Source organism: Exiguobacterium sp. TNDT2, assembly GCF_003331145.1.
Taxonomy (GTDB): Bacteria; Bacillota; Bacilli; order Exiguobacteriales; family Exiguobacteriaceae; genus Exiguobacterium.
The window spans coordinates 1-24,368 of sequence record NZ_QLVE01000030.1; the positions used below are offsets into that span (position 1 = coordinate 1).

28 protein-coding genes are annotated in these 24,368 nt (G+C 51.4%); 20 read left to right on the forward strand and 8 right to left on the reverse strand.

All coding sequences use genetic code 11. The annotated features are described in order from the left end of the window. Nucleotides 1–158 precede the first annotated feature (158 nt). Both DPV68_RS12735 and DPV68_RS12740 read left to right on the forward strand, forming a co-directional pair. Nucleotides 159–1,199: a hypothetical protein gene (locus DPV68_RS12735; RefSeq protein ID WP_114167180.1), complete on the forward strand. Its 1,041-nt coding sequence runs from the start codon at nucleotides 159–161 to the stop codon at nucleotides 1,197–1,199. Between the two features lie 14 nt (nucleotides 1,200–1,213). Then, on the forward strand, nucleotides 1,214–1,726 hold the full coding sequence (locus DPV68_RS12740) for a pyrophosphohydrolase domain-containing protein (protein WP_114167181.1): 513 nt from the start codon (nucleotides 1,214–1,216) through the stop codon (nucleotides 1,724–1,726). Between the two features lie 39 nt (nucleotides 1,727–1,765). On the opposite strand, the gene DPV68_RS12745 is transcribed toward DPV68_RS12740, so the two are convergent. Next, nucleotides 1,766–3,040, reverse strand: a complete 1,275-nt coding sequence (locus DPV68_RS12745) for a BaiN/RdsA family NAD(P)/FAD-dependent oxidoreductase (RefSeq protein ID WP_114167182.1) — start codon at nucleotides 3,038–3,040, stop codon at nucleotides 1,766–1,768. A 139-nt stretch (nucleotides 3,041–3,179) separates the two neighbouring features. Here DPV68_RS12745 and DPV68_RS12750 point away from each other — a divergent pair, with 139 nt between their 5' ends. Continuing rightward, nucleotides 3,180–4,877, forward strand: coding sequence for a putative polysaccharide biosynthesis protein (locus tag DPV68_RS12750; protein WP_114167183.1), 1,698 nt, complete (start codon nucleotides 3,180–3,182; stop codon nucleotides 4,875–4,877). Then, nucleotides 4,877–5,584 (forward strand): pseudouridine synthase, encoded by a 708-nt coding sequence (locus DPV68_RS12755; RefSeq protein ID WP_114167184.1) that lies wholly within the window; start codon nucleotides 4,877–4,879, stop codon nucleotides 5,582–5,584. Before DPV68_RS12750 ends, DPV68_RS12755 begins: the two co-directional genes overlap by 1 nt. 82 nt (nucleotides 5,585–5,666) lie before the next feature. Here the strand turns inward: DPV68_RS12755 and DPV68_RS12760 are convergent, their stop codons facing one another. Further along, complete coding sequence (locus DPV68_RS12760) at nucleotides 5,667–5,888, reverse strand: DeoR family transcriptional regulator (protein WP_081637897.1); 222 nt, start codon at nucleotides 5,886–5,888, stop codon at nucleotides 5,667–5,669. Between the two features lie 306 nt (nucleotides 5,889–6,194). Between DPV68_RS12760 and pepV the strand changes: the two genes are divergently transcribed. The 6 genes from pepV to DPV68_RS12790 are packed head-to-tail and all read left to right on the forward strand — an operon-like array spanning nucleotide 6,195 to nucleotide 13,213. Further along, nucleotides 6,195–7,580, forward strand: a complete 1,386-nt coding sequence (gene pepV, locus DPV68_RS12765; protein WP_114167185.1) for a dipeptidase PepV — start codon at nucleotides 6,195–6,197, stop codon at nucleotides 7,578–7,580. A gap of 59 nt (nucleotides 7,581–7,639) precedes the next feature. Beyond that, a complete protein-coding gene (locus DPV68_RS12770) occupies nucleotides 7,640–8,791 on the forward strand; it encodes an MFS transporter (protein WP_232819645.1) in 1,152 nt (383 codons plus the stop codon). Between the two features lie 5 nt (nucleotides 8,792–8,796). Further along, nucleotides 8,797–9,372 carry an RNA 2',3'-cyclic phosphodiesterase gene (gene thpR / locus DPV68_RS12775; protein ID WP_114167249.1) on the forward strand — a complete coding sequence of 192 codons (576 nt, stop codon included), beginning with the start codon at nucleotides 8,797–8,799 and terminating at the stop codon, nucleotides 9,370–9,372. Then, nucleotides 9,342–10,181: an NERD domain-containing protein gene (locus DPV68_RS12780; RefSeq protein WP_114167187.1), complete on the forward strand. Its 840-nt coding sequence runs from the start codon at nucleotides 9,342–9,344 to the stop codon at nucleotides 10,179–10,181. Before thpR ends, DPV68_RS12780 begins: the two co-directional genes overlap by 31 nt. Before the next feature lie 21 nt (nucleotides 10,182–10,202). After that, nucleotides 10,203–12,368 (forward strand): type I pullulanase, encoded by a 2,166-nt coding sequence (gene pulA / locus DPV68_RS12785; RefSeq protein WP_198662318.1) that lies wholly within the window; start codon nucleotides 10,203–10,205, stop codon nucleotides 12,366–12,368. A gap of 50 nt (nucleotides 12,369–12,418) precedes the next feature. Then, nucleotides 12,419–13,213 carry a phosphotransferase family protein gene (locus tag DPV68_RS12790; protein ID WP_255418327.1) on the forward strand — a complete coding sequence of 265 codons (795 nt, stop codon included), beginning with the start codon at nucleotides 12,419–12,421 and terminating at the stop codon, nucleotides 13,211–13,213. A gap of 45 nt (nucleotides 13,214–13,258) precedes the next feature. Here the strand turns inward: DPV68_RS12790 and cydS are convergent, their stop codons facing one another. Further along, the gene (gene cydS, locus DPV68_RS15235; RefSeq protein WP_483297295.1) at nucleotides 13,259–13,369 is read right to left on the reverse strand and encodes a cytochrome bd oxidase small subunit CydS family protein; all 111 of its coding nucleotides are present in this window, start codon (nucleotides 13,367–13,369) and stop codon (nucleotides 13,259–13,261) included. Nucleotides 13,370–13,504: 135 nt separating this feature from the next. Between cydS and trmB the strand changes: the two genes are divergently transcribed. From trmB to DPV68_RS12805, 3 genes are all read left to right on the forward strand, one after another. Next, nucleotides 13,505–14,152 carry a tRNA (guanosine(46)-N7)-methyltransferase TrmB gene (gene trmB, locus DPV68_RS12795; protein WP_114167189.1) on the forward strand — a complete coding sequence of 216 codons (648 nt, stop codon included), beginning with the start codon at nucleotides 13,505–13,507 and terminating at the stop codon, nucleotides 14,150–14,152. Nucleotides 14,153–14,257: 105 nt separating this feature from the next. Beyond that, nucleotides 14,258–14,767 carry a hypothetical protein gene (locus DPV68_RS12800; protein ID WP_232819646.1) on the forward strand — a complete coding sequence of 170 codons (510 nt, stop codon included), beginning with the start codon at nucleotides 14,258–14,260 and terminating at the stop codon, nucleotides 14,765–14,767. A 68-nt stretch (nucleotides 14,768–14,835) separates the two neighbouring features. Further along, on the forward strand, nucleotides 14,836–14,955 hold the full coding sequence (locus tag DPV68_RS12805) for an IS3 family transposase (protein ID WP_114167191.1): 120 nt from the start codon (nucleotides 14,836–14,838) through the stop codon (nucleotides 14,953–14,955). 68 nt (nucleotides 14,956–15,023) lie between these two features. On the opposite strand, the gene dhaM is transcribed toward DPV68_RS12805, so the two are convergent. The 4 genes from dhaM to DPV68_RS12825 all read right to left on the reverse strand — a co-directional run bounded on the left by dhaM (nucleotide 15,024) and on the right by DPV68_RS12825 (nucleotide 17,383). Next, on the reverse strand, nucleotides 15,024–15,392 hold the full coding sequence (gene dhaM, locus DPV68_RS12810; protein ID WP_370447080.1) for a dihydroxyacetone kinase phosphoryl donor subunit DhaM: 369 nt from the start codon (nucleotides 15,390–15,392) through the stop codon (nucleotides 15,024–15,026). Then, a complete protein-coding gene (gene dhaL, locus DPV68_RS12815) occupies nucleotides 15,385–15,975 on the reverse strand; it encodes a dihydroxyacetone kinase subunit DhaL (RefSeq protein WP_114167192.1) in 591 nt (196 codons plus the stop codon). The genes dhaM and dhaL overlap by 8 nt, the downstream gene beginning before the upstream one ends. A 24-nt stretch (nucleotides 15,976–15,999) precedes the next feature. Then, entirely contained in the window at nucleotides 16,000–16,977 is a 978-nt protein-coding gene (gene dhaK, locus DPV68_RS12820; protein ID WP_114167193.1) for a dihydroxyacetone kinase subunit DhaK, read from the reverse strand. Nucleotides 16,978–17,080: 103 nt separating this feature from the next. Next, nucleotides 17,081–17,383, reverse strand: a complete 303-nt coding sequence (locus DPV68_RS12825) for a PepSY domain-containing protein (protein ID WP_114167194.1) — start codon at nucleotides 17,381–17,383, stop codon at nucleotides 17,081–17,083. Nucleotides 17,384–17,518: 135 nt separating this feature from the next. Here DPV68_RS12825 and DPV68_RS12830 point away from each other — a divergent pair, with 135 nt between their 5' ends. Further along, on the forward strand, nucleotides 17,519–18,592 hold the full coding sequence (locus DPV68_RS12830) for a M42 family metallopeptidase (protein WP_114167195.1): 1,074 nt from the start codon (nucleotides 17,519–17,521) through the stop codon (nucleotides 18,590–18,592). Between the two features lie 126 nt (nucleotides 18,593–18,718). Further along, nucleotides 18,719–19,735 carry a PTS sugar transporter subunit IIC gene (locus DPV68_RS12835; protein ID WP_114167196.1) on the forward strand — a complete coding sequence of 339 codons (1,017 nt, stop codon included), beginning with the start codon at nucleotides 18,719–18,721 and terminating at the stop codon, nucleotides 19,733–19,735. 51 nt (nucleotides 19,736–19,786) lie between these two features. Here the strand turns inward: DPV68_RS12835 and DPV68_RS12840 are convergent, their stop codons facing one another. Beyond that, the gene (locus tag DPV68_RS12840) at nucleotides 19,787–20,119 is read right to left on the reverse strand and encodes a hypothetical protein (RefSeq protein WP_114167197.1); all 333 of its coding nucleotides are present in this window, start codon (nucleotides 20,117–20,119) and stop codon (nucleotides 19,787–19,789) included. Nucleotides 20,120–20,233: 114 nt separating this feature from the next. Here DPV68_RS12840 and DPV68_RS12845 point away from each other — a divergent pair, with 114 nt between their 5' ends. The 5 genes from DPV68_RS12845 to murC all read left to right on the forward strand — a co-directional run bounded on the left by DPV68_RS12845 (nucleotide 20,234) and on the right by murC (nucleotide 24,341). Continuing rightward, nucleotides 20,234–20,545 (forward strand): thioredoxin family protein, encoded by a 312-nt coding sequence (locus DPV68_RS12845; protein ID WP_114167198.1) that lies wholly within the window; start codon nucleotides 20,234–20,236, stop codon nucleotides 20,543–20,545. 5 nt (nucleotides 20,546–20,550) lie between these two features. Continuing rightward, a complete protein-coding gene (locus DPV68_RS12850) occupies nucleotides 20,551–21,342 on the forward strand; it encodes a DUF1444 family protein (protein ID WP_114167199.1) in 792 nt (263 codons plus the stop codon). A gap of 47 nt (nucleotides 21,343–21,389) precedes the next feature. Further along, entirely contained in the window at nucleotides 21,390–22,010 is a 621-nt protein-coding gene (gene ytpR / locus DPV68_RS12855; RefSeq protein WP_114167200.1) for a YtpR family tRNA-binding protein, read from the forward strand. Nucleotides 22,011–22,063: 53 nt separating this feature from the next. Further along, nucleotides 22,064–22,948: a hypothetical protein gene (locus DPV68_RS12860; RefSeq protein ID WP_114167201.1), complete on the forward strand. Its 885-nt coding sequence runs from the start codon at nucleotides 22,064–22,066 to the stop codon at nucleotides 22,946–22,948. A gap of 85 nt (nucleotides 22,949–23,033) precedes the next feature. Then, nucleotides 23,034–24,341: a UDP-N-acetylmuramate--L-alanine ligase gene (gene murC / locus DPV68_RS12865; protein WP_114167202.1), complete on the forward strand. Its 1,308-nt coding sequence runs from the start codon at nucleotides 23,034–23,036 to the stop codon at nucleotides 24,339–24,341. The last annotated feature ends 27 nt before the right edge of the window (nucleotides 24,342–24,368 follow it).

Below are 24,368 nucleotides of genomic sequence, written 5' to 3' on the forward strand. Positions count from 1 at the left end.
TCACGTTTCAGTTCGCCTGAAACGTGACTTTGTCTACAATCTGAAAGGAATGTGTGACATTGTCACACATTCCTTTCTTTTGTATGATGTCGTTTTCTTTTCCGGACGAGTTTGTTACACTAAAGGGCGATACTGCATATAAAGGGGACGAAATGTCCATGAAACGTTCTTACGTACTATATACGACGCTGTTTGCCGTCGTCGTCGGTGTGATTTTGTGCTATGTGTTCGTCTTTTCAGACGAAGATATCCAAAGCCAAATCGCCTTGACGTTTGAGAAAATCGAGATTCAAACGAGTCATCAGGCGACATCAATGCCTCCGGTCGAGGCGTCGCCAGATGTAGAAGATATTGATACGACCGATGCGCTCGATCAGATTCAGCAGCTTGATGAAGTGTACTACAGTGACACAATCGGAGCGTATCTTGTCTTGACGAAAAATAAAGAGTTCTTCGAAGTGAGCGGGAACGCCAATCGCGTGAACGCGACGCTTATATTGGAGAACGAAGGACAGCCCTATCGGTTCGGCGAGTTCATCGGTATGCGCATGATTTCCGAGGACAAGATTTATGCCGTCACGGCGAACGGGGTTCTCGTGACGATTGAGCGGGTGGAGGGCCGGTGGACGGAACAACGACGCAAATTGATTAAAGGACTCGCGTCGTCGGACCGGTTGTTCGGCCTCGGTTACGATGAGGAGACGAAACGACTGATCATCATGAGCCGTTTGGCGGACACGCCGGATGTGGAACTGTTGTACGTCCAAGAGCGGACGCTCGAGGAAGAGACGGCCAACGACAGTGAGACGGAGAAGAATGTAGCGACTGAAGCAGATTCAGACGACGATGCGACATCGACGACAGCTGAAGCGAACGCTGAAACGGCACCGGAACCGAAGACGGAATGGGCCATCGAGTCGAGAAAACCGCTCACGACCGAAGGGATGAGCGCCTCGATTCAACAAAAACATGAAAAATTCCGCGGGGTCGGTCTCGTCGAACGCCAAGGCCGGATTTACGTCCTTGATTCAGAAGAGCTCGTCCTGTATACGATTAACCCGGACGAAGGGACGATGAACGGGCAGATGGTCACGCCGCGCGTCTATGGCTCGACCGGGATGTTCTTACAAGACAATGAGATTTTTGCTATCGTGCGACCAGATGTGTTCGACCTTGACGATTTTGTCTCAGTCGACTGATAGGAGAGGATTAGATGAGCAAACGTTATTTCTATGAAGAAGTTCGCCAGTTCCATGAGACGTTCGGACACCCGGAAGCGAGTGCGCCGCAGCCGCTCGAGTTAGACCGGGCCGTCAAACGGTCGGTCTGGACGGCAGAAGAGGCAGTCGTCGAATTTTTGCATCAATCGGCACGGAGCGAGGAAGAGTTCCTGCAAGCCGTTGCCACGTTCCAACAAGGATTCGAACAGGCTGTTCAAAAATCGCTTCAGGACGCTCCACCGAAAAATGATGTCGAGCGACTCGTCGGACAAGGTGACGCGCTCACGGACGCCCTTTATTTCGTGATGGGCAGTTTCGTCGAGCTCGGGCTCGATCCGGTGCCATTGTTTGAAATCGTACAGCGCGCCAATATGGCGAAGCTCGGACCAGACGGCAAGCCGATCCTTCGGGCATCAGACAATAAAGTTATGAAGCCGGAAGGTTGGTTGCCACCCGAGCCAGAGCTCGAGGCTGAAGTCCGACGTCAACTTGAAGCGAAACAGTGATACCAAAAAGAGAGCCTATCGCGCGATAGGCTCTCTTTCTTATACGGTCGTACGTACAGCAAATTTTGCGGCGTGCGACCCGGCACAGTGCCCGGTCGTGAAGGCTGCCGTGATGTTATAACCACCTGTATAGCCGTGGATGTCGAGTACTTCGCCGGCGAAGAACAGGCCGTCCGCTTTCTTAGACATCATCGTTTGCGGCGCAATCTCTTTGACGGAGACGCCGCCGCCCGTGACAAACGCCTTGTCGAAGTCGAGCGTGCCGGTCGCATGCAGGTCGAACGTCTTCAACCGGGTCGCGAAATCGATGACCGATTGCTTTTTCAATTGACTCGCGTCTTCTTCGCCGAAAGCGAGGTCGGCCAACAACAGGTCGAGCATCCGTTCCGGGATGAACCCTTTCCAGACGTTTTTGACGGCCCGTTTCGGTTGGTCTTGCACTTGGTTCCACAGCTGTTGATATAGCTCGTCACGGGCCATGTCCGGGAACAAGTCGAGCGAGAGGGCGACGATGCGCTCTTTGCTGCGTTTACGCTCTTTAATCGTATATTGGCTGCACCGGAGCGCAATCGGACCCGAGATTCCGAAGTGCGTGAAAATCATGTCGCCCCGGTGTGTCTTGATCGGTTTGCCTTTCTTGCCGTGAACCGTGAGGGCGACGTCACGGAGCGACAGCCCTTGAAGTTGTTTCGTGCCGATGAAAGCATCGTTCAACAAGATTGGAACTTCGGTCGGGAACAGCTCGGTGATTGTATGGCCGGCTTTCTCGGCCCATGGATAGCCGTCCCCGGTCGAACCGGTGTGAGGGACGGATTGTCCACCGACGGCGATGACGCAAGCACCGGCCTCGATCCGCTCCCCGTCCTCGAGTTCGACCGCTTCGAACTCATTTGCTTCATTAAAATGGAGCGTCTTTACTTTCGCATTTTTGCGAATCTCGACGCCGAGTTGGTCGATGGCCCCGAGGAGCGTATTGACGACGTCTTGCGCTTTATCCGTCACCGGGAACATCCGGCCGTTGTCTTCTTCTTTTAACGGGATGCCGAACCCGGTGAACAAGTCGATAATCGACTGGTTGTCGAACTGGGCAAGGGCGCTATATAAGAAGCGTCCGTTCCCCGGGATGAATTGAATCAACTCGTCGACGGGCTTGCGGTTCGTCACGTTACAGCGTCCTCCGCCAGAGATGGCGAGCTTACGTCCGAGTTTCGAACCTTTATCAATCAGGAGCGTGTTCGCTCCGGCTTTGGCGGCGGCGTAGGTCGCCATCAGGCCGCTTGGGCCTCCTCCGATGACGATGACATCTTTCATCATGGTATCCCTCGTTTCTCTTCTCAATCTAAACTTTAACGGTTCGTAACTTTATTATCTGCAACAGTAAGAGTATAATGAGAAACGGTCGTTTTGTAAAATTAGGTACATTAGTTGTGAACGAAATAGATGGAGGTATCTCATGTCATCAAGCGTCAAACAAGATTCAGGACGAGAGTCCTTCGTCAAAGGCACGCTGCTCTTATCAGCCGGAAATTTGATTTCTCGTGCGCTCGGACTGCTTTACACGTTCCCGTTCCAAGCGATGGTCGGGATTGCCGGTGTCACGCTCTATCAAGCGGCGTACACCTATTATGCGCTCATGATCGCTATTTCGACGGCGGGCATTCCCGTGGCCGTCTCGAAATTTATCGCCAAGTATAACGCGCTCGGCGAATATGGCACGAGTCAGCGCTTGTTCCGCCAAGGGATGAAGCTGATGCTCGTGACCGGAGTCATCGCTTTTTTATTACTGTTTTTCTCGGCACCGTGGTTATCAGAACTCATGGTCCGCAACTCGGAGAACAATCAGCAGTATATCGATTCGTTGACGCTCGTCACGCGTAGCGTCAGCTTCGCACTTTTACTCATCCCAGCGATGAGCATGGTGCGCGGCTATTTCCAAGGACATCAGGACATGGCCCCGACGGCCATCTCCCAAGTCATCGAACAAATCGTCCGCATCATGTTCCTGCTCAGCGGGACGATGCTCGTCTTGTTCGTCTTCTCGGATTCAGAGCTCGTTCGTCCGCTCGCCGATTCACTCGGTGGGACTGCGGCAGTGGCGACGACGGAGTTGAATGGTTTGAAAGTGCTCGCCGTGACGATTGCGACGTTCAGCGCCTTTATCGGTGCGATCGGGAGTATCGTCGTGCTCGCCATGTACTGGCGCAAACGGAAAGACGTCCAGCGACAGACGGACAATCCGACCGGCACACCGGTCCGTTCGATGAAGTCCCTCTTGCTCGAGTTGCTTAGCTATTCGATTCCAATCGTCATGGTCGGTCTGTCGACGCCGCTCTATCAGTTCGTAGACCAGTTGACGATGGTCAACACGTTACTCAATTCTGGAAAGTCGGTCGCCGAAGCGACGTCCGCGTTCGGTTTTTTGACTGGGAACGCCCATAAGATTGTCTTGATTCCGGTGTCGATCGCGGCAAGTGTGTCGATGGCGACGATCCCACTCGTGACGAAATCATTCACGCATGGCGACATGAATAAAGTCCGCAATCAAGTGAATCACATTTTCCAAGTGTCGTTCTTTGTCACAATCCCGGCCGTCATTGGTCTCATCGCGCTCGCGGAACCATTGTTCGGGACATTGTTCCCAGGAGACCGTGAAGGGTGGGTTTACTTGCTTCACTATGCGCCGAGTGCGTTCTTCCTCGCCTATTACTCAGTGGCGGCGGCCATTCTGCAAGGAATCAATCGTCAATATTTCACCATCTTCGCGACGGTAATGGGACTATTGACGAAAGCCGCACTCAACGTTCCGTTTGTCTACGCTCTCGGCGGCATCGGCGCCGGCTATGCGACAATTGCCGGTTATGTCGTCGCCATCATCCTCATGGTTTGGAAAATTCAACGGGCGCTTCACTTCCCGTATAAGCAATTGTTGCGTCGGACGATGCTCATGTTCGCCATGGGTGGTGCGATGTTCATCGCGGTATACGGCTCGCTGTTTGTCACGCTCACCAATGAACCGAGTTGGGGCAACGATATCTTGGCTACAGTTGTCGGTTTCGGAATCGGTCTCGTCGTATACGGCTATCTCGGTTGGAGAAGCCACTTGGCCGGCAAACTATTAGGGAAACGATTCCACTATCGGAGGAAAGCATAATGCGAATTGATAAATTATTGGCGAACATGGGCTACGGTTCGCGCAAAGACGTCAAGATTTTACTGAAACAAGGGGTCGTCCGCGTCGATGACCAACCTGTCAAAGACGCGAAACGTCAAGTCGACCTTGAAACGGAACGAGTGACCGTGCAAGGCGAGGTCGTCGAGTATAAACCGTTCGTCTATTTGATGATGAACAAGCCGGCCGGTGTCATTAGCGCGACCGAAGATAAAGTCGAGGCGACGGTCATCGATTTGATCGACCCGTCCTATGCCCATTATGATTTGTTCCCAGTCGGACGTCTCGACAAGGACACGACCGGTCTGTTGCTCCTCACGAACGATGGAGCGTTCAATCACGCGCTCATGTCACCGCGTAAACACGTCGACAAAGTCTATATCGCCGAAGTCGATGGGGAAATGACGGCAGATGATGTTCGGCAGTTCGCGGAAGGCGTCGTACTCGAGGACGGCTACACGACGAAACCGGCACGACTTGAACTGCTCAGCAAAGGTCGCCGCTCGACGATTCGTTTGACGCTCTCAGAAGGGAAATACCATCAAGTGAAACGGATGGTCGCCGCGGTCGGTAAGCATGTGGAGCGGCTCGAACGCGTCCAAATTGGTGCGCTCGAACTTGATTTGACGCTCGAACCCGGAGCGTATCGGGAATTGAGCGAAGAAGAAGTTGACTTGTTCTTCACATGAAGCAAAGGCACGTGTCAGCCGACACGTGCCTTTTTAGGCGCAAAAAAGGGACCCGCGTGCGGAATCCCTTGTAACTTGTCATTCAATTTGCCGTCTTGAGCGAACGTTTCGATGACGTCCACGTGCCCCGACTCGGACTTTCAACCAGATTGTTGTATTCAAGAACGTTCAAATCGCGTTGGACGGTACGTGACGTAATTCCAAATTCCTCTACTAGTTCTGAAGTAGTGACGCATTCCCTTTCGTTGATAAACAAATAAATGGACTTGATACGGGTAAGCATACGATCTGTTGAACCTTTCATTGGATGACCTCCCAATGCGTAGAATGATAGAAAACATAACCTACGGACGACAAATGAAATATGAAATTGTTATTTTCTAAAATTACATCTTTAGTATACCGCTATTAAAAAGAAATGCAAGGGAAAAGAACGAACATTACGAATGTAAAAAACATGTTATGAACGTAAATATCGAATGAACATTGTGTAAATAAACAAATTAAAGAGCAAAAAACGAACAAAAATTTATTTTTGAAATGAATGTTCGTCTTTCTAACATTTGGATATACTAATAAAGGAGAGAACATTCGCAAAGGGGAGATTGAGATGAATTGGAGACAAGAAGTCAACGCACGAACAGACGCTTTTTTAGAAGATTTAAACGGATTGTTACGAATCCCGAGCGTTCTCGATGAGGAGAAGGCCAGACCGAACGAACCGTTTGGTCCGGAAGTCCGTCGTGCCCTCGATTACATGTTTGCGTTAGGAAAGCGTGACGGATTTGTGACGAAAGATGTCGACGGGTATGCCGGCCATTTAGAGTACGGGTCAGGCGATGAGATCGTCGGGATCCTCTGTCACTTAGACGTGGTTCCGGCCGGAGACGGATGGACGTATGGGGCGTTCAATCCGACAATCGCGGACGGGAAATTGTTCGCCCGTGGCAGCAATGACGACAAAGGACCGACGATGGCCGCTTATTACGGCTTGCGTATCGTAAAAGAACTTGGCTTGCCGTTATCGAAACGAGTCCGCCTCATCGCCGGCTGTGACGAGGAGAGCGAATGGCGTTGTGTCCGTGAGTATTTTAAACAAGAAGCGATGCCGACATACGGGTTCGCACCAGATGCCGATTTTCCGATTATCAATGCGGAGAAAGGCCTGTACGATGGTGTGCTGATGCAACTTCCGATTCAACGGGTACCAGGCTCGAAATATCACTTGGTCTCGTTCGTGAGCGGAGAACGTCCGAACATGGTCCCGGATTTCGCAAAAGCGGTTCTCCAGACAGACGACGTGCTCGAAGAAAAATTTGAAGCGTACCTCGAAAAATACGAAGCGGATGGGACATGCACGTGGGATGCGGGGACGTATACGTTCACAATGAAAGGTGTCGCCGCGCACGCAATGGAGCCGGATAACGGGATTAATGCTGCCTATGTACTTGCCGGGTTCTTGCTCACGCTTCCGATCGATATTCAAGGAGAGCGCTACATCGAGTTCATCCGGCACGTCTTCGCTGACTCACGTGGGATCTCGCTCGGCATCGAAGCGACCGATGAGACCGGTGACTTGACGATCAACGGCGGTGTATTCCGCTACGAAGGCGATGAGCGTACGGCGACTGTCAATATTCGCTATCCGTACACCGCAAAGTTTGAAGAACGGTTACAAAATTTGAAAGAGATCGCTTTATCGTTCGGGTTTGAATTATCGACACGTCACCATATGCCGCCGCACCATGTGGCTGAAGATCATCCGCTCGTGAAAACATTGGCGGACGTCTATGAGCGTCAGACCGGCGAATCGGCACATTTGATGGCCATTGGCGGAGGGACGTATGCCCGTTCGCTCGAGGCTGGCGTCGCGTTCGGCGCGTTATTCCCAGGGGCAAAAGACGTCGCCCACCAAGTCGATGAATATATGGAAATTGAAGATTTGCTTCGCGCCGCCGCCATCTATGCGGAAGCGATTTATGAGCTCGCTAAATAATGACTTGAGAGAGCTGACTGATTCGGTCGGCTCTCTGTCTGTTAGGAAGGAAGTTTATCGTGAACCAACAAAAACTATCGTTTCAATCGATGTATGTCGCCATCTTCTTTGCCCAAGGTGCCCTTATTCCGTACATGGCACTTTTCTTCTCGCAGGCACGCTTTGACTTGTCTCCAGGTCAAGTCGGGACGATCGTCGCCATCATGCCGATCCTCTCGATTGGTGTCCAACCGCTTTGGGGCATGCTTGCCGACCGGACGGGCCGTGTCCGGGCGTGGCTCGGGATCGCCATGGTCGGGGCGGCCGCCCTTTCCATCACGTTCTTGTTCGCTACCGATTACGTCTGGATCGTGTTCTTGATGGTCGCCTGGTCGGTGTTCCAATGCGCGCATATCCCGCTTATCGATATGATGACGCTCGACTATACGGCCCGTGTCAAAATTGATTATGGGGCCATCCGTCTGTTCGGGTCGGCTGGTTTCGCCATCGCCGTTTTCATGATGGGACGAATCGCGGATACGACGTGGGGGCTTGCGAGCACATTTTTGCTCAGCGCCATCGTACTCGTTGCCGGCAGCATCGTGTTGAGAACGATTGCCGAACCGGTGGCAACGCGGGCGACGACGGTCGCTCCGTTCGCCTGGTCAGCTATCTGGAACACCCCGTTCATCGCCTTTTTAATCGGGGGCATGCTCGTCTTTGGTCCGATTTATGCGAACAACTATTACTTCGGGATCTATGTGACGAGTATCGGTGGTTCGACGACGCTCGTCGGGACGTTGTTTTTAGTGGCCGTGCTTTGTGAGATCCCATTCATGAAAGTGGCGTATCAAATCGTCGAACGTCTTGGGACGATCAACGTACTCGCGGGTGCGGCCTTAGTTTCGGCACTTCGCAACGGCTGGCTCGCATTCGAACCCGCACTGTGGGTCGTTTGGCTGCTCGCCGTCGTCCAAGGGCTCGTCGTCGGCCTGCTCATCCCGGTTGCGCTTCAGTTTGTGCGAAGCCTTGTCAGCCGAAACGTCACCTCGACGGCGATTGGTGTCTATATGGCGGTCACTTCTGGTTTGGCGACGGCCGCCTTCAACCAGTTGAGTGGAATCATCATTGAAGTGAACAGCATTATCGGTGTATTTTGGATGTACACAGCCGTCAGTATGGTTGGCGCGATTTTATTCTTAGGATTGAGACGGTTTCGTGAGAAAGGATGATTCCGATGTCGACACATTACTTTATAGCGCTACCGATGGAGGAGGCGGAGTTCGAACGCGTTCAACGGGGCATCTTGCCGTTTTATTCGTATCGCCGGACGTATCGGCCGGAAGAGTTCCATTTGACGCTTCAGTTTCTTGGCACATTGGACGATGATGAAGTCGAGGCAGTCAAAGAGATCACGCGTGACGTGACGAAAGTGACGGCTCCGTTTTCACTGACGTTCCAACAAATTGATCACTTCGGGAGACCAGATCGTCCTCGAGTGTTGACGATCGTTCCCGATTCATCTGCAGAATTGACGGCGCTCACGGGGACGCTCCGGCGCAAGCTGTCTGAAGAGATCGCGTCACTCGACCGGAAACCGTTCGTCCCGCATGTCACGCTCGCCAAAAAGTGGGACACCGGAACGATCATTCCATACATCCCCCCGACGTTCAAAATCGAAGAGACGATCGAAGCCGTCATCCTGTATCGAATCAATCCGAACCACACCCCTGCCTATGAGGCAGTTGAAGTATTTCCGCTACAGCGGTCAGAGGAGGACACATGGCGATCCCGATTAAAATTTTTGACGTAACTTCAAAATATGAACGAAACATGCTCGACCAGTTCAATCGATTCCAAGAATATATCGAGTCAGACATGGCCCGCATGCGCCGCCTCCACGAGTCCAATCGATTGAACCCGCCCGAGGTCATGGAGTTCGAAAACCCGTGGTGGAAATTTTGGCGCCGCACGGAACGGATCGAACTCGAACCGACCCCGCTCTCGGAGACACAGTTTCAGGCGCTCCTCGCGACCCGGCGTCATATCCAAAAATTGCAGTTTGCGTGTGAAGGGGCGACCGAGGCGGACACACCGTTCTTGCCGTTCCTCCGTGAATATGGTTATCGCAAGATGATGACCGAGTGGAACGACCAGCACTTCTTCATGTATCGTCCGGTTGTCGAATGGAACGGAGCGACGGTCGAACTGAGTCACCTTATCATCGGACCATCACATTTGTATGTGGTCGAATGGCTCGACGGGGATCGAAGCATCTATCATATCTCAAAGCAGAAGACGTGGATTCATCAACCGCTCAAAGGGGAAAATAAACGTGTAGTCAATCCGCTCATCGCGTTGACGCGCACTGAAGAAATCATTCGACAGTTTCTTCCGTCCTATGACGGGGTCATCCAAAAAGTAACGTTGGCCCCAGAAGGTTATTTCGATGGTCTGCCTGAATCACGATCGACACAGTTCATTTCACGCTCCGAGTATGAGCAGTGGTTGAAACAAGTGAATACAAGGGCGCCGATCGTCAAAGCCCAACAAATTCGAGATGTGGCGAAACTACTAGATGCGACAGCCAAGATGCCGTTTCGACAATTTTTGGACCAGTAGGTTGGAGAGGATGGAACGCATATGCATCATACGCCAGAGCAAAAAACGACATCACATGTGACGATTGAACGGGCTTCTTTGCTTTCCTTCGAGACGATTCGACTGGAAGTCATCGCCAAGTATGAATCCGTTCCAGTGCACATCGAACAGAACGGTCGACCGGTCGACTATATGGTGCTTAATGAATGGACGACAGAGACCGGAACAATTGAACGAAATATCCGATTGGCCCGGCCGGTCACGCTAGAAGCGGTCTATACCGTATTTCATCCTGGACATAAGACAATTGTAGTCGTGCCTCGTGAAATCGTGCATACGGACGAGTTCGAGCGCCGCTATGCCTATGATGGACCGCTCGGCCTCCTTTTTTCTGAGCATTCAATCGAGGCATATATTTGGTCACCCGTCGCCTTCTCGATTTGGTTCGTCATCTACGATTCGACGACACATCGTGAAATCGAACGATTCCGCATGTCTCGAGAGGACCGTGGTGTTTGGCATACCGATGTGCCTCGCTTTTACGAAGGGTGTTATTATCGACTGTACGCTAAGACGCCGGTCGAAACGAACGAAGTCGTCGATCCTTACGCGAAAGCCGTCAGCCTCAATGGCGAATTTGGCGTATTGATTGATGTCGAGGCGCAGGTTGCCGCGCACGTCACACCGACGGAACGGCCACCGCTTCGAAAAGCGACCGATGCCGTCATCTACGAACTGAACATTCGGGATTTCACAAGCCATCCGTCCTCGATGAGTCGGATGCGAGGGCTGTATGGCAGCGTCGCCGAGACCGGGTTGAAAACGAGGGGCGAGAACAGTGCCGGCTTCGACTACTTGAAAGAGCTCGGGGTCACTCATTTACAACTGTTACCTGTCCATGACTTTGGCAGTGTCGATGAGGCGACCCGGATGCCTTACAATTGGGGATACGATCCGATTCATTGGTTCGGGTTAGAGGGAAGCTACGCCTCAGAGCCAGCCGAGCCGTTATCGAGAATTTTAGAATACGCCCATATGGTCGATGATCTGCATCGTCACGGCATGCGCGTCGTCGTCGATGTCGTCATGAATCATATCTTCATCCGCGAACAATCGTCGCTTGAGGCACTCGTCCCGTACTACTATTTCCGTTATGAACATGATGGGACGGTCGCGAACGGGACCGGGGTTGGGAATGACACGGCGTCAGAGCGGTACATGATGCGGCGGATGATCGTCGATTGTGTGACGTTCTTCGCCGAGACGTATCACGTTGACGGCTTTCGTTTCGACTTGATGGGGATTCATGATGTCGAGACGATGAACCAAGTCCGGGCTTCGCTCGATAAGATTGACCGTTCGATTTTGATGTACGGGGAAGGGTGGGATTTGGCGACACCACTCAGTCCATCGCTGAAAGCCTCGTCGCATAACGCCGCCTTCATGCCCCGAATCGGTCACTTCAATGACATGATGCGGGATGCGTTAAAGGGGTCGACGTTCAATGACCGCGAGCGCGGTTTCGTCTCCGGTAACGAATGGCGGGAATGGGAGCTTCGTGAGTGCATCACGGGAGCAGTTCAAATTCCGAACGTCACCGTCGGACGATTCCCGAGTCCGCAATATACGATCAATTATGTCGAGGCGCACGACAATTACACGACGTATGATAAATTGATGTTATCGTGTGAGGACATGGACGAGATGGTGCGGTTACGGATGCAACGGTTCGCCACGGCCATCGTCATCACGTCGCAAGGGGTTCCGTTCCTTCATGCCGGACAAGAATTCGGTCGGACGAAGCAAGGTGTCGAGAACAGTTACAACGCCCCGGACCGAATCAATCACTTCGATTGGGATTTGCGGGACGAGCGAAAAGAGGAAATCGAATTTGTGAAGACGCTCTTAAAAATACGGCGCCGTCATACATGTTTTCGTTACGATACGCGGCAGAAAGTCGTGGAACAATTCAAATTCCTTCCGTCGCCTCCAGGCGTGATCGCCTATGAATTGACGGCGAGCCACTCCTATGATGCCTGGCAACGCGTCCGTGTCTATTTGAACGGAACGTTCAGTGACGTGACGTTTCACACCGAAGGGGACTGGAACGTCTACGTGCAAGGGGAAACGGCAAGCCTCATCCCGATTGAACGAAATCCGAGCGAGATTCGAGTCGAGTCGTTGTCAATGACGATTATCGCGTGTTAATATGATGATTGTATCTTTGTAATTCTTAATGAGATTTGAGCGTGATGAATATGTATTCAGATATAATCGGTGCGCTCGGTGAAGAGTGGACGGTGGCTTCCGCAGGCGGGATTACAGGTGAAGCGTACGTAGCGACGACGCGCCAACAAAAAATCTTTGTCAAACGAAACTCGTCCCCGTTTTTAGCCATTCTTTCCGCCGAAGGCATCGTCCCCAAATTGCTGTGGACGAAGCGGATGTTCAACGGTGACGTGCTCAGTGCCCAACAGTTCATCGAAGGCCGTGAGCTATCGCCGACTGATATGAAACGGTCTGATGTGGCAGCACAGCTTGGAAAGATTCATCATTCGAAAGAGCTATTATTCATGTTGCAACAATTGAATCATACACCGGTCACGTCGACGCTATTGCTTCGTCAATGTGCCGCTTATGAGCAAGACGAGGCGGATGTGACGATTGATGAGGCGGTCCGTTGGCTCACTACACATCAGCCGATTGATGACGAACGTGAACTTGTCGTCTGTCATTCAGACTTGAACCATAACAATTGGATCGAGGACGAGACGGGTGTGTTATATTTGACCGACTGGGATGACGCGATTATCGCCGACCGTGCTTTTGATTTGGCGATGGTCGTCTACAGTTACGTCGATGAGGCGGATTGGGAGACGTGGTTCAGCCATTACGGCATGTGCTATACTTCCGAGCTCCATTACCGGATGCATTGGTATGCGATCGCTCAGACGGTTCTCACGTTATACGGGGAACAGAATGGCATCGCCCGAGCAGAAGGATTGACCGTGCTCCGGGAACTGCTCGATGAAGCAGAGGAACGGACACAATGAAAAAAGGGATGGGTCACGAGTGTGAGCCATCCCTTTCCATATGCATCAGATATCATCAGGTTTCATGAAATATGCCCAAACGAACGTGGCGATGACGGCGCCGAAGAACGTCAGCGGGGCCGCGTAAAAGATTAAAAATTGATCCAATGTGCTCATCGATATAACCTCCTTGTGAAGGATGATTCATGTTCATTAAACAATGATTTCGTGTATAATCGCAAGGGGACTGCTCGCACGAAGCGGCTAGTCAGCATAAACTTGAACATTTCTTGAACGAAAGGTAGGAAAAACATGCGTTTACGTCACAAGCCTTGGGCTAAAGAATACATGGAAGCTCAAGAACACGTCTTTATCACTCATCCCGAAACGTTAAAAGGGAATTGGAAAGCAGAATTTAATAACGACCATCCGCTCTTCATCGAGGTCGGGTCGGGGAAAGGACAATTCGTTTTAGGGATGGCCCGACAGTTCCCGGACGTCAACTTCATCGCCATCGAGTTATTCGAGAGCGTCGCCGTATCGATTGTGCAAAAGCTCGTCGAGACGCCGATGCCAAACGTCCGCGTGTTGACTGTTGACGCTAAGCAACTCGTCGACTACTTCGAGGCGGGGGAAGTCGACCGTGTTTATTTGAACTTCTCCGATCCATGGCCGAAGACACGCCATGCGAAACGGCGTTTGACATATAAAACGTTCCTCGCCACGTACGAGGCTGTGTTGCCGCGCGGGGGCGAGATTCACTTCAAGACGGATAATCGCGGGTTATTCGAATACTCGCTCGAAAGCATGAGCCAATACGGCATGTACTTCACAGAAATTTCACTTGATCTTCACGTGAACGAACCGGCAGATAACGTCCGTACCGAGTATGAAGAGCGCTTTAGCGCCATGGGACAACCGATTTATCGGATGGAGGCCGCGTTCCGTCCGAAAATTTGACACGCTTTTTTCTTATTTTAATAGCATTTTCTTCACACTTTTTTCTTTCTTCTTGGTACAATAAGAATGACGCTAAACTGGAATTAGAGAAGGGGGAACATGGGGATGTTGAAAAAAGCATGGGCAAGCCTGCTTGCACTAATCTTCATTCTAACAATCGCACCACTTAATACCTCGGCAAACGAGGCGTTCTTGGACGCCCTTGAAGAGGATTTGAAAGCCACGCACTACGACTACAAAGAAGGAACGGCTGAAATTGTAAAACAAGAGACGCTCCGTCACTCGAATGGCAATGAAGTCATCGGGGCGGTCGTCGAATTGGATACGGTCCGTGATGGCATCTTCATCACACGTAAAACCGAGTTCCATTATTACGATGCGACAGACAACAAAATCCTCGCAACGGCTGATCTCGCAGAAGTCGAAGGCGCGACTGAATTCGCGGATGCGAACATCGACATGCTCGGTCAAAAGGTCGTTTATTGGTTACCTGTGTTGATCTTGCTATTGTTGATCGCTGTTCCGGTCGTAATTTTGTTCGTCGTCGTTCCACGTTTTTATTCGACGACCGAGTACATGAACCCGATTTACGAGAAAAACGATAACCCACGTTAAAAAAGAGCCGCGCTGAACTGCCCCATAAAAGTTGGACATAAAAATCCAGCTTTTATGGGGTGTTTTTTATGACCAAATTTACAAAGGCGTTGAAAATACAGATTGTCGAACGCTACATCGAGTACTACAATCATCCTCGCATCAAGAAACGACTAAAAAACCTGAGCCCGGTGGAATACCGGACCTAGGTTCTCGAAGTTGCATGACAAATTATTTATTTTCTACTTTTTTGGTTCAGTTCAGCAAGGCTCTTTTTTCATGCCATTTTCAATTGTTCGACGATTTGAGCGACATCCATGCCGTTACCCGATGAGACGGAAGCAACGAAGGCGCTCTCGACAATCGGACCGTCATAGAACTGAATCGTTTTATCGCCTTCATACATATCGACGGCGAGTTCGGCGTTCATTGTGGCCGAACCGATATCGGATAAGATGAGCGCTTCTTTGTCGACGGCCTCGATCGCCTCGAGAATACGGGTCACATCTGTCCCGATGCTGCCGTCCTCGAGCCCGCTCGCTAAATGGATCGGAACAACTGGGGCCATCTCTTTCATCAAGTCTTGAATCCCTTCGGCGATTTTGGCGCTATGGGATACGATGATGAGCTCTACGATGTCACTCAACCTCCTTCATGATTGCCTTTAACACGATAGAACTCGAGAGTGCGCCAGGGTCGACCGTACCACGTGAGTTTTCACCGAAGTAAGATGCCCGCCCTTTCGTGGCAATCATATCTTCGGTCTCACCGACAAGGCGGTCGAGTTTGGCATCGAAATCGTCAGCCTCGTTTAAATCGGATAAGAACGGTTCCCATACATCGACCATTGTCTTTTGACCGACCTCCGATTTTCCACGGGCTTTAATCGCTGCCGAACCTTCGACGAGCGCTTCTTTAACGAGCGTGAAATCGGCTTCGGTCGCGTCACCAAACTTAGGCGCAGCCTTGACGAATGCCGACCCGTATAACGGACCGGCCGCACCGCCGACTTTAGACATGAGCGTCATCCCGACTTTCTTGCTCAAGTCACCAAGGCTGGCATAGTCGTCATCGAGCACAGTTAGGACCGCTTCGAACCCACGCGACATATTGATGCCGTGGTCCCCGTCGCCGATGGCGCGGTCGAGGTCGGTCAGAGTATCCTTGTTCGCCTCAATCTCTGATTGGGCGTTTCGTAATGCTTGCTTGAACCCTTCAATCGTCAACATTGCATGAACACCTCATTCATTGAATTAGAGTTTGAAACCGAGTGCCGCCGACGGTGCATCGAGATAGCCCGTCATTTCTTCATCGAGCGGCAAGAGTGTAATCGAGAACCCGTGCATCTCGAGGGAGGTCATATAGTTGCCGACGTATTTCCGTTTCAACGTGTAGCCGGCATCTTCCAATTTTTTCGCGACGAAGTGATACGTCACATACAATTCGGACAATGGTGTGCCGCCCATGCCGTTGACCATGACGGCCACGTCCCCAGAGTTCACTTCTTTTTTCAAGTGGTCGAGCAGGTCATCCACGATGGCATCGACGTTCGTCGTCGGCTTCCGTTCGACGCCGCGCTCCCCGTGAATCCCGATGCCGATTTCCATCTCTTCTTCATTCAAATCAAAACCTGGCTTGCCGCTCACCGGCATATAACAAGGTTCGACGGCCATTCCCATCGAACGGACGTTAGCGGCAACTTTCTCTGCGAGCGCTTTTACTTCAGCGAGTGACTTCCCGCTCGCTGCGGCCGCACCGGCGATTTTATGCACGAACACGGTCCCGGCGACACCGCGGCGGTCTTCCTTGTTCGAGATGGCGACATCATCCGCGACGACGACATGATCGACTTTGATCCCTTCGGCGTCCGCAAGTTCGGCGGCAAGCTCGAAGTTCATGACGTCACCCGCATAGTTTTTGACAATGAGTAATACCCCGTTTCCTCCGTCGGCGGCCTTGATGCCTTCGAGCACCATGTCCGGGGTCGGGGACGTGAACACTTCACCGCAGACAGCGGCATCGAGCATCCCATCGCCTACAAAACCGGCGTGGGCTGGTTCGTGACCGCTGCCGCCACCAGAGACGAGTCCGACTTTTCCAGATTTGGCCCCGTCAGCACGACAGATGACGTTGAATCCTTCCACACGGCCGTACAGTTCAGGATGGGCATGGACCATGCCTTCGACCATTTGTGACACGAGCTCGTTTGCTTCACCGATCAGTTTTTTCACGTGGGATCACTCCTTTTTGAGTTTAAAAAGTACCATATTCAATTTTCCACTCTTTGGCCCAGGCTAAACAAAAAAGTCGGCGAATGTCATCGCCGACCTCACATCATGCATATTCAAGTAAAGCGCCAGTCTCTGAATCGACTGTAAATTGGTACGTCTTCTCTTCCTCGTTCTCGAGAACCGAGATGCCACCTTTGAAGACGTCATACTCACGTCCGTCATACGTGTAAACCTCAGGTGATGCCGAAATCCACGCGCCTTGAACGTGACCTTTGGCTGAAAATGCCCGTTTCGTGTACTCGAGCGCGTCCTCGGCCGATAAGCTTCGTTCGTCTAACACTTTTTTCGTCATAAGTGCGGCCGCGATGGCAACCCCGATTCCAACTAACCAATACCTTTTCTTCATATGACTACCTCCCTTGAACTATGGCTATCATGTACATCGTACCAAAACCTGTACCCCATTGGAACGAAAACCATTCGCATCTGTCGAAAAGTTCTGTATATAATAAAAAAAGAACGGTTGAAGGGATGGATGAAAATGGAACAAAAAACGAGAGACTTATTCAAGACGTTGACAGAACTTCCAGGGGCACCTGGATTTGAAACACAGGTTCGTCAGTTTGTTCGTGACCGAATCACACCGCATGTCGATGAAGTCATGACGGACGGCATCGGCTCGATCTTTGGGAAACGGATTGGGGATGAGGCGGGACCTCGTATCATGGTCGCTGGGCATATGGATGAAGTCGCATTCATGGTCACCCGAATCACGGAAAACGGGATGCTTTACATACAGCCGCTCGGTGGATGGTGGAGCCAAGTGCTCATGGCACAGCGGTTTGATATCGTCACGAATGAGGGATTGATTCCAGGCGTCGTCGCATCGACACCTCCCCACTTGCTCGGACCGGACGCGATGAACAAACCGATGGATATGAAACAGATGTTTATCGATATCGGCGCCGATACGAAAGAGGAGGCCGAATCATGGGGCGTGCGTCCGGGTCTACCGGCTGTCCCGACGAGTGAGTTCACACCGCTCAAACATCCGAAAAAAATTATGGCCAAAGCATGGGACAACCGCTACGGCGTCGGTCTCGCGGTCGAGTTGCTCGAAGAGACGACGAAAGCCGATCATCCGAACATCTTGTTCTCGGGGGCGACCGTCCAAGAAGAAGTCGGTCTCCGAGGAGCGCAAACGGCAGCCGAAATGATTCGTCCAGATGTCGCGCTCGTCCTCGACGCATCACCGGCCAACGATGCATCAGGCAATAAGACGGAGTTCGGTCAACTTGGGGAAGGGGCACTCATCCGCATCCTCGATCGGGTCATGGTCATGTCTCCCGAGATGCGTGACTTCTTACTCGATACGGCGTCTGATGAAAACATTAAGACCCAGTACTTCGTCTCCCCAGGTGGAACGGATGCGGGTCGCATCCATATGAGCGGAGAAGGGGTGCCGACGGCCGTCATCGGTGTTGCGGCGCGCTATATTCACACGCATGCCTCGATTTTGCATACGGACGACTACGACGCGGCGAAAGCTCTCCTGAAGGCACTTGTCAAACGACTCGATCGTTCGACGATGGAGACGCTCCGGGCTTCACGCTAATTGAATGAAGAACGTCACTCGTGGAGTGGCGTTTTTTCATATTGAATTTTCCCGAGAAACGCTTATACTGATAAAAGTGTGAAGACAGAAACTTTACGACTGACAAGACAGGAAAGAGGGATTTCCATGTTCAAGAAAAAAGGAATCACGCTCAGCCCGTCGCTTTATTTCGTGACGGCGCTCAGTTATATGGCACTCGGGTTATTCAGCACCCTTATCATCGGCTTGATTATGAAGACGGCCGGAGGGCAGTTGCTCGATACGAGTCTGTCCGGTTTCGGGTCGACGCTCATCGCGATTGGTGACGTGGCCATCAGTTTGACCGGTCCGGCCATCGGCATTGCGATCGCCTATGCGCTCCAGGCACCACCACTCATCTTGTTCTCGGCGCTCGTCGTCGGGGCGTTCGGTTACGAGTTCGGACCAGCCGGCAGTTATGTGGCGACATTGCTCGCCGTCGAGGCAGCCAAGCTCGTCTCGAAATCGACGAAGCTCGACATTTTGGTCACGCCGTTCACGACGATCGGCGTCGGTTATTTGAGTGCGACCTACATCGGCAAATACGTCGGCTTGTTCATGACGCAACTCGGGACGTGGATTGAGTGGGGCACGGAACAACAACCATTATTCATGGGTGTCGTCGTTGCGACATTGATGGGACTCGCGCTCACGGCACCGATCTCGAGTGCGGCCATCGCACTCATGCTTGGATTGAGCGGGATCGCGGCCGGTGCGGCAACGGTCGGATGCGCCGCCCAGATGGTCGGCTTCGCCATCACGAGCTATCGGGACAATGGCATCGGCGGTGCGATCGCCCAAGGGATCGGTACTTCGATGCTTCAAGTCGGCAATATCGTGAAGAATCCTTGGATCTTGTTGCCGCCGACGCTAGCGGGGGCGGTGCTCGCCCCGATCGCGATTTTGTTGTTTGAGCTCGAGAGCGTCGCAGCAGGTGCCGGGATGGGGACGAGCGGTCTCGTCGGTCCAATCGTCATGCTCGAAACGATGGGCTTCAGTTGGCACATGGTCATCGTCGTCCTTGGCTTTTTAATTATCGGTCCGGCGATACTCAGCTATGCGGTCTATCAAGTGTTGCTCCGAATGAACCGGATTCGACCGAACGACATGAAAATCGAATATTGAGCGACACAAAAGAGAGCGTCCCGGCAAATTCAGCGGGACGCTCTCGTCGGTTCACCAACCAAAAAGATTGCGGACGGTCTCGACGGTTTCGCGCGGGACTCGGAAGCTCGCCAAGAATAAGACGAGCAAGACGACATAGACGGGGAGTAAAAATCGTTTTCGAATGATCGGTAAGGCGCGGACGAGCCGCTTGCCGACACGTTCGAGTATGTAAATCACAGCAAACCCGACGACGAGCCATACTAAAATCTCGCCTCGTGTCTTGTCCGTATCGATGAACAAGTAGCCGTAGCGTAGAATCGCCAGCATGCCGATGACGCCGACGAGTTGCTCGAGCGGATGTTTCATTTCTGGATTCAACTGTTCACGTGTCCATTTAGTCATGACTTCACCTTTTTCACGTAGTCTTCGCTCCCGATAATCATAAAACATGAGAGCGGAATATGACAATGGACTTATGCTATCATGAATGAGGAAAAAAGAACAGGAGTGGTGAACATGAAACAATTGACAACAATGAACGAATATACAGAAGCGAAACAAGGGAAGAGCATCTTGATGTTTTCAGCAACATGGTGCGGTGACTGCCGTTTCCTCGATCCGTTCATGCCAGAAATCGAAGCAAAGTTTGAGGATTGGACGTTCTATTATGTAGACCGTGACGACTGGATGGAACTCGCGCAAGAGCTCGATATTTTTGGGATTCCAAGTTTCGTCGTTTTTAACGGTGGACAAGAAGTCGATCGCTACGTCGGACGCGAACGGAAGACACCTGAGCAAGTCGAGGCCTTCCTTCATGGGTTAGGGTGACCTAGATGGAACGGAATGAGTTACGACGCCATCTCGAAAGCCGATTCACGGACGGGTACCGGACCTCATACGACCGTGAGAATGAAGTGTTGCGTATCGAACGGTCAGCGGACCGGTTCGGCGTCAACATCCGTCTCGCTCCGCTCGTTGCCAAGACGAAAGTACGAGGAGAAGTCGCCATTGACGAGGTCGTGGACTACATCAAGACGGCGCTCTCGGCGGATGATGCGGTCACGCTTACGGGCAATGAAGCGAACATCTATCCTGTCATCCGCTCGGCCTCGTTCTCGACAAAGACGAAGCGCGGGGAAGCACTCGCCACAACCCCGCATACAGCCGAGACAGCAATCTTTTACGCGCTCGATTCGGGCAACGGCTATCGGTTGATCGAAGAGCGGCATTTGGACGGGATGCCCTTGACTCGTCTCGACGAGTTAGCGCGGGAGAACGTCAAAAAATTGCCGACTGATTTAAAAGAAGACACCGTAGCCGGGAATACGTTCTATTTCCTGGCCACCCGGGACGGCTATGAAGCGTCACGTGTCTTAAATGATGAGTTTTTGCGGGTCATGGAACGTCGCATCGAAGGCGATATGCTCGTCGGGGTGCCACATCAGGACGTAATGATTATCGCGGACGTTCGTAACGACGAAGGTTACGATGCGATGCAACAGCTCATGTTCGATTTTTTCACGAATGGACGGATTCCGGTAACGGCTCTTTCTTTCCATTATGAGGACGGCGGTCTCGAACCCATTTTTATTGTCGGAAAAAAGAACCCACCATCGGACGCATAATCTGCTAAACTAGTTGTGTCTAGTCTGAAAGAAAGGGCGTCATTAGTATGCAAATCAATGCTTTTTATAATCGTGAAGGAATCGGCGATGTCCTCATGGTCTTGTTAAGAGAAGGCGATCGCCACCACCAAGTCGTTGAACGGAAAGACGATGTCGCCATCGTTAAATCGGCGACGGGAAAAGTCAATGGCTATAACATTTTCAATGCCAGTAATTATTTTGATGTCAGCGACTGGCACGGACCGGTCGAATTGACGGCCGAGTTGATTGAGACGCTCGGTGTCATCTTACGTAAACAAAACATCGAAGCCGAGCTGTCGGGCGTGGACTTCACCCCGAAATTTGTCGTCGGCTACGTCAAGGAAGCCGAAAAGCACCCGGATGCGGACAAGTTATCGATTTGCCAAGTTGAAACTGATCAAGGTGATGTCCAAATCGTCTGCGGTGCACCGAACGTCGCGGCCGGCCAAAAAGTCGTGGTCGCGAAACCGGGGGCGGTCATGCCGTCTGGATTGATCATTCGTCCATCGAAATTACGGGGCGAAAGCTCACACGGAATGATTTGTTCAGCTCGAGAATTGAATTTACCTGACGCACCGCAAGAAAAAGGGATTCTCGTATTGGATGACGAATATGAAGTAGGGAAAGCATTTGAAATCGGTCGCTAAATTCGACCGATTTTTTGCTAAATAGGATTGAGTGAAAAAGCGAGGAATCAAGTATGGATGCATATGAACGTTCATTGAAACAGCAAGCAGACCGAATTCGACGCGAACTTTCTCAGGAAGGGAGGAAAGGTGCACCTGTACCGAAGCCCGAACCGAAGGATGAGTTCATTCCGTCAGATGTGCCATCCCCGATTTACGGCTATGCCCGACCTAAACCGAAAATCAATCTTCCGGTCGACCATTCCCCTGAAACGAGGGACGACTCGTCGATCCGGCAAGCGCAACGGGTCTCACAATCGGCCCAATCAGCTACTGTTGATGCTCTAACACCAACTCCGATTCAACCCGAGTCTGAGGAAGGAGTCGTCGCAGAGCAGACTGCGGTCAAGGAGACTGCGGTCAAGGATGAAGCGGTAAATACATCCGTCGAAACGAGCGTGAATCAGGTCGACTTAAACGCGATAGACGATCAAAAAATGGTCGCCGAGGAAATGGAAATACCAAGTGAGAAGACGGTTATTTCCACGGAAACGATTGAGGAAATTCCGGGTTCCCGTGAAGATGAAATGGCTGAGTCAGAGACGAAACCAATTCTCGGCGAAGTGTCTATTTTAGAAAACGGATTCGCTTCCGTGTTCATGGGTTCGACCGACTTGAAATCTTCGAAAATTACCGTCCGGGAAGAAAAACAAGATGTGAACGAAGTGGACATGCCCATTCACACATTGATTGAGGAGACGGCACCAATCGTCGAAGATGTTGCAAAAACATTACAGACTGATGTGCCACATGAAGTCCTCGATGAAGAAGAGCTGACACCTGGTATGAGCGTCTCGTATAAAGCGGAAGGCCCACCGCTCAACGTCATGATGACTCCGCAAGACCGGATGGCGATGTATAAGAGTCGTCGTTTGGCGAAAAAAAACAACAATCTGTAATAGCATGACTTCTGGAGTTTTGCTATAATGACAAAGGTTTGTCGCTTTTTTTCAAACCGCAATGAATTAGGGGGGCTTTTTACAGATGAACCGTTATCACTTCGTCGGAATTAAAGGAACGGGCATGAGTCCTTTAGCTCAAATTTTAAATGACATGAACAATGAAGTCCGAGGTTCGGACGTTGACAAAGCATTTTTTACTGAAGAAGCATTGAACCGAAAAGGAATAGAAATCCTTCCGTTCGATCCTGAAAATATTACCGAAGGGCAAATCGTCGTACAAGGTAATGCCTTTGCTGACGATCACCCTGAAATCGTTCGAGCGCGTGAACTCGGATTGACGATATACAAATACTATGAGTTTCTCGGCGAGTTGGCCAATCATTACACGAGTGTCGCGATTACAGGATCACATGGGAAAACCTCGACGACAGGCCTCTTGGCCCACGTCATGCGGGGGATCGAGCCGACGTCGTTCTTGATTGGTGATGGTACAGGAGAAGGGGTCGAAGATTCGAAAAACTTCGTCTTTGAAGCATGTGAGTATAAACGTCACTTCTTATACTATCATCCAGATTATGCCATCATGACGAACATCGACTTCGATCATTCGGATTATTTTTCTGGTCTCGCTGACGTGATCGATGCCTTCCAAGAGATGGCGAAGCAGGTGAAGAAAGGCATTATCGCTTGTGGCGATGATGAGAATTTGCAACACATTCAAGCGAACGTACCAATCGTCTATTACGGTTTCGGTGCCCATAACGATTTTCGTGCCGAGAATGTGAATTCGACAGACAATGGAACGACATTCGATGTTTATTTACGTGATGACTTTTACGGGACGTTCCGGATTCCGGGATACGGTAATCATAGCGTCTTGAACGCCCTGGCTGTCATTGCCACATGTGACTATGAGAACCTGCCAAAAGAGTTGGTCAAAAATCGTCTCGAAACGTTTAACGGTGTGAAGCGTCGCTTCAGTGAATCGATGCTAGGTAACCAAGTGTTAGTGGATGACTATGCCCACCATCCACGGGAAATCAGTGCGACAGTCGAAGCGGCCCGTAAAAAATATGGCGGGCGTGAAATTGTAGCCATTTTCCAACCACATACCTATACACGTCTTAAATCATTCATTGATGATTTCGCTGCCGCATTGGCAGAAGCGGATGTCGTGTACTTGTGCGATATTTTTGGTTCGGCTCGCGAGCTAGAAGGTACGGTCACGATTGAAGACTTGCAATCGCGTATCGAAGGCGCGAACGTCCTCAATCGAGGCGGAGTCAGTGTCTTGAGCCAACACAAAGACGCGGTTCTCCTGTTCATGGGGGCCGGAGACATCCAAACGTATCAACGTGAATATGAGAATCAGGCTCAACTCGAAATGTAATGTGAGAGCGAATGGCTTTAGCCGTTC

Excerpts from the sequence above, each read along its gene's own strand:
- DPV68_RS12735 (WP_114167180.1), top strand. The coding sequence starts at position 159 with ATGAAACGTTCTTACGTACTATATACGACGCTGTTTGCCGTCGTCGTC.
- thpR (WP_114167249.1), top strand. The coding sequence starts at position 8,797 with ATGTCGACACATTACTTTATAGCGCTACCGATGGAGGAGGCGGAGTTC.
- DPV68_RS12860 (WP_114167201.1), top strand. The coding sequence starts at position 22,064 with ATGGATGCATATGAACGTTCATTGAAACAGCAAGCAGACCGAATTCGA.
- pepV (WP_114167185.1), top strand. The coding sequence starts at position 6,195 with ATGAATTGGAGACAAGAAGTCAACGCACGAACAGACGCTTTTTTAGAA.
- DPV68_RS12840 (WP_114167197.1), bottom strand. The coding sequence starts at position 20,119 with ATGACTAAATGGACACGTGAACAGTTGAATCCAGAAATGAAACATCCG.
- DPV68_RS12780 (WP_114167187.1), top strand. The coding sequence starts at position 9,342 with ATGGCGATCCCGATTAAAATTTTTGACGTAACTTCAAAATATGAACGA.
- DPV68_RS12745 (WP_114167182.1), bottom strand. The coding sequence starts at position 3,040 with ATGATGAAAGATGTCATCGTCATCGGAGGAGGCCCAAGCGGCCTGATG.
- DPV68_RS12760 (WP_081637897.1), bottom strand. The coding sequence starts at position 5,888 with ATGAAAGGTTCAACAGATCGTATGCTTACCCGTATCAAGTCCATTTAT.
- DPV68_RS12750 (WP_114167183.1), top strand. The coding sequence starts at position 3,180 with ATGTCATCAAGCGTCAAACAAGATTCAGGACGAGAGTCCTTCGTCAAA.
- DPV68_RS12845 (WP_114167198.1), top strand. The coding sequence starts at position 20,234 with ATGAAACAATTGACAACAATGAACGAATATACAGAAGCGAAACAAGGG.
- DPV68_RS12755 (WP_114167184.1), top strand. The coding sequence starts at position 4,877 with ATGCGAATTGATAAATTATTGGCGAACATGGGCTACGGTTCGCGCAAA.
- DPV68_RS12825 (WP_114167194.1), bottom strand. The coding sequence starts at position 17,383 with ATGAAGAAAAGGTATTGGTTAGTTGGAATCGGGGTTGCCATCGCGGCC.
- trmB (WP_114167189.1), top strand. The coding sequence starts at position 13,505 with ATGCGTTTACGTCACAAGCCTTGGGCTAAAGAATACATGGAAGCTCAA.
- murC (WP_114167202.1), top strand. The coding sequence starts at position 23,034 with ATGAACCGTTATCACTTCGTCGGAATTAAAGGAACGGGCATGAGTCCT.
- DPV68_RS12850 (WP_114167199.1), top strand. The coding sequence starts at position 20,551 with ATGGAACGGAATGAGTTACGACGCCATCTCGAAAGCCGATTCACGGAC.
- dhaL (WP_114167192.1), bottom strand. The coding sequence starts at position 15,975 with ATGTTGACGATTGAAGGGTTCAAGCAAGCATTACGAAACGCCCAATCA.
- DPV68_RS12805 (WP_114167191.1), top strand. The coding sequence starts at position 14,836 with ATGACCAAATTTACAAAGGCGTTGAAAATACAGATTGTCGAACGCTAC.
- pulA (WP_198662318.1), top strand. The coding sequence starts at position 10,203 with ATGCATCATACGCCAGAGCAAAAAACGACATCACATGTGACGATTGAA.
- cydS (WP_483297295.1), bottom strand. The coding sequence starts at position 13,369 with ATGAGCACATTGGATCAATTTTTAATCTTTTACGCGGCCCCGCTGACG.
- ytpR (WP_114167200.1), top strand. The coding sequence starts at position 21,390 with ATGCAAATCAATGCTTTTTATAATCGTGAAGGAATCGGCGATGTCCTC.
- DPV68_RS12830 (WP_114167195.1), top strand. The coding sequence starts at position 17,519 with ATGGAACAAAAAACGAGAGACTTATTCAAGACGTTGACAGAACTTCCA.
- DPV68_RS12835 (WP_114167196.1), top strand. The coding sequence starts at position 18,719 with ATGTTCAAGAAAAAAGGAATCACGCTCAGCCCGTCGCTTTATTTCGTG.
- DPV68_RS12800 (WP_232819646.1), top strand. The coding sequence starts at position 14,258 with ATGTTGAAAAAAGCATGGGCAAGCCTGCTTGCACTAATCTTCATTCTA.
- DPV68_RS12740 (WP_114167181.1), top strand. The coding sequence starts at position 1,214 with ATGAGCAAACGTTATTTCTATGAAGAAGTTCGCCAGTTCCATGAGACG.
- DPV68_RS12790 (WP_255418327.1), top strand. The coding sequence starts at position 12,419 with ATGTATTCAGATATAATCGGTGCGCTCGGTGAAGAGTGGACGGTGGCT.